The sequence below is a fragment of the Microvirga sp. P4_G7 genome (assembly GCF_056401005.1).
The window spans coordinates 1-3101 of sequence record NZ_JBFUKD010000462.1 but is presented as its reverse complement, the minus strand read 5'-3'; the positions used below and the strand labels follow the sequence as shown (position 1 = coordinate 3101).

The 3101-nt window shown below is 63.3% G+C and carries 2 protein-coding genes; both read left to right on the top strand.

All coding sequences use genetic code 11. From position 1 onward, the window contains the following. Positions 1-1569: methylmalonyl-CoA mutase family protein (locus tag AC1DT3_RS16380; RefSeq protein ID WP_477466303.1), on the top strand; the 1569-nt coding region annotated here is incomplete at its 5' end. Between the two features lie 153 nt (positions 1570-1722). Next, positions 1723-3101 (top strand): methylmalonyl-CoA mutase (gene scpA, locus AC1DT3_RS16375; protein ID WP_477466302.1); only part of this gene is annotated, 1379 nt, incomplete at its 3' end.

The window sequence follows — 3101 nt, the reverse complement described above, 5'->3', positions numbered from 1 at the left end:
GCCCCGAGCGGTCATGGCTTCGGGGTCGAGATCGAAACGGTCGAGGATCTTGACCGTGCACTATCCGGCGTCCTGCTCGATCTCGTTCATCTGCGCATCGACGCGGGCGGACGCGGGCGCAAGGTGGCGGAGATGCTGCTTTCGCTCATCGATCGTCGAGATTACCGGCTCGCAGACCTGCGGATCGATTTCGGGCTCGATCCGATCGGCGGTCTCGCCTCGCTCGGATCGGTTTCCGTTCCCGTCGACGAAGTCGGCCGCCGCTGCGGCGCCATTCTGAGCCAATTGATCGAACGCGGCTTTTCGGGCCGCGCCTTTCTCGGCGACGGACGCGTCTACCACGAAGCCGGAGCGAGCGAGGCGCAGGAACTCGCCGCCGTCCTGGCAACCGGCGTGGCCTATCTCCGCATGCTCGAAAAGGGCGGGCATGACCTCGACACGGCCCGTCGCTCGGTGGCGTTTCTCCTCGTCGCGGATGCCGATGAATTCCTGACGATCGCCAAGTTTCGGGCCTTGAGACGATTGTGGGCGCGCGTCGAAGAGGCCTGCGGCCTCACACCGCAACCGCTTCGCCTTCATGCGGAAACCGCTTGGCGCATGCTGACGCGCCGCGACCCGTGGGTGAATTTGTTGCGAAACACGATCGCGACCTTCTCGGCCGGAATCGGCGGCGCGGACACCCTGACCGTTCTGCCGTTTACCGCGCCGCTTGGTTTGCCCGATGCCTTTGCGCGACGGCTCGCCCGCAACACGCAATTGATCCTCCTCGACGAAGCAAACCTCTCTCGCGTCGGCGATCCGGCCGCAGGTGCCGGAGGATTTGAGGCGCTCACCGATGCGCTGTGCGAGAAAGCCTGGACCCTCTTTCAGGAAATCGAACGCGAGGGCGGTATCATCGAAAGCCTCGTTCAAGGTCGCCTCCAGAAGCGCATCGCCACAACGCGATCCGAGCGCGATCGACTGATCGCGACCCGAAAGGAGCCCATCACCGGCACGAGCGAGTTTCCCAACATCGCAGAGACACCCGTCGCAATCCTCGAGCCCTCTCTCCTCTGGAGCGAAAAGGCTGCCGATCCTGCCGCGCCTGACGGCGCCGTCGTGGCCGAAGCACTTCCCTCGCGCCGGATCGCAGAACCCTATGAGCGCCTGCGCGATCGCGCCGACGCTGCTGCATCCCGCACGGGAGCGCGCGCCAAGATCTTTCTCGCCAATCTCGGTCCGGTCTCAGCCTTCACCGCCCGGGCGACATTTGCCAAGAATTTTTTCGAAGCAGGCGGGATCGAGGCCATCATGTCCGATGGATTGGATGATGCGGGCGCCGTGAAGCACGCCTTCCTCGCAAACGGAGCGACGCTCGTATGCATCTGTTCGTCGGACGAGGTCTACGAACACCGCGCCGCCGAAACCGCCTCCACGCTGCGAGATGCAGGCGCAAGCGCGATCTATCTCGCCGGCCGTCCGGGCGCCGCCGAAGGGCCGTTGAGAGATGCCGGTGTGACCGGCTTCATTCATGCCGGATGCGATGTGCTCGAGGTGTTGCGCGATGCGCTGGCGGTTGCGGGCGCGTAGGCTCAAGCGCGATTGTTCCAATCTCGTGTCATTCCCGGGCCGCGGAGCGGAGCTCTGAATGACATTGGAACGACCTGCTCGCCAGGGATGGCAAAGGCGCTCGGGAATCTTTAAAATGCCAAAGGCGCTCATCTTGCGTAGGTTTTTGAGAGCATGACCCGTATTCCGGATTTCGCGAAAGTCGCATGGACGGACACGCCGACGCCACCGGCCGTCTCGGCCTTAGGTAAGCCCTGGCTGACGCCGGAAGGCGTTGCCGTGAAGGGGGTCTACGACGAATCGGATCGCGCGGGGCTCGATTTCCTCGACACGTATCCGGGCGTCGCGCCTTATCTGCGCGGGCCCTATCCGACGATGTACGTGAACCAGCCCTGGACCGTGCGCCAATATGCCGGGTTCTCCACCGCCGAGGATTCGAACGCGTTCTACCGGCGCAATCTGGCCGCCGGTCAAAAGGGGTTGTCCGTCGCCTTCGATCTCGCCACCCACCGCGGCTACGACAGCGATCACCCTCGCGTCGCCGGCGATGTCGGCATGGCGGGCGTCGCGATCGATTCGATCTTCGACATGCGCACCCTGTTCGACGGCATTCCGCTCGACCAGATGAGCGTGTCGATGACGATGAACGGCGCGGTGCTTCCGGTGCTCGCGCTCTACATCGTCACGGCGGAAGAGCAAGGCGTGCCGCAGCACAAGCTCTCCGGCACGATTCAGAACGACATCCTCAAAGAGTTCATGGTGCGCAACACCTACATCTACCCCCCGAAAGGGTCGATGCGCATCATCTCCGACATCTTCGCCTACACCTCGGCGCATATGCCGAAGTTCAACTCGATCTCGATCTCCGGCTATCACATGCAGGAGGCTGGCGCGACGCAGGATCTCGAACTCGCGTACACGCTCGCCGACGGTGTCGAGTATATCCGTGCCGGTTTGGGCGCGGGTTTGACGGTCGATCAATTTGCGCCGCGCCTTTCGTTCTTCTGGGCGATCGGCATGAACTTCTTCATGGAGGTCGCCAAGCTGCGTGCCGCACGGTTGTTGTGGGCAAAGCTCGTCAAAGGATTCAATCCGCAGAGCGAGAAGTCGTTGCCTTTGCGCACGCATTCGCAGACCTCCGGCTGGTCGCTCACGGCGCAGGACGTCTTCAACAACGTGACGCGGACCTGTGTCGAGGCGATGGCGGCGACGCAGGGTCACACGCAATCGCTGCACACCAACGCCCTCGACGAAGCGCTCGCGCTGCCAACCGATTTCTCCGCCCGCATCGCCCGCAACACGCAACTGTTTCTGCAGCAGGAGAGCGGCACGACGCGCATCGTCGATCCGTGGGGCGGCTCCTATTATGTCGAGCGCCTGACTTATGATCTCGCGCAGAGGGCGTGGGATCACATCCAAGAGGTCGAGAGCCTCGGGGGCATGGCGAAGGCGATCGAGGCGGGTGTGCCGAAGCTCAAGATCGAGGAGGCTGCTGCGCGCGCGCAGGCGCGTATCGATTCCGGCCACCAGAAGATCATCGGCGTCAATTGCTT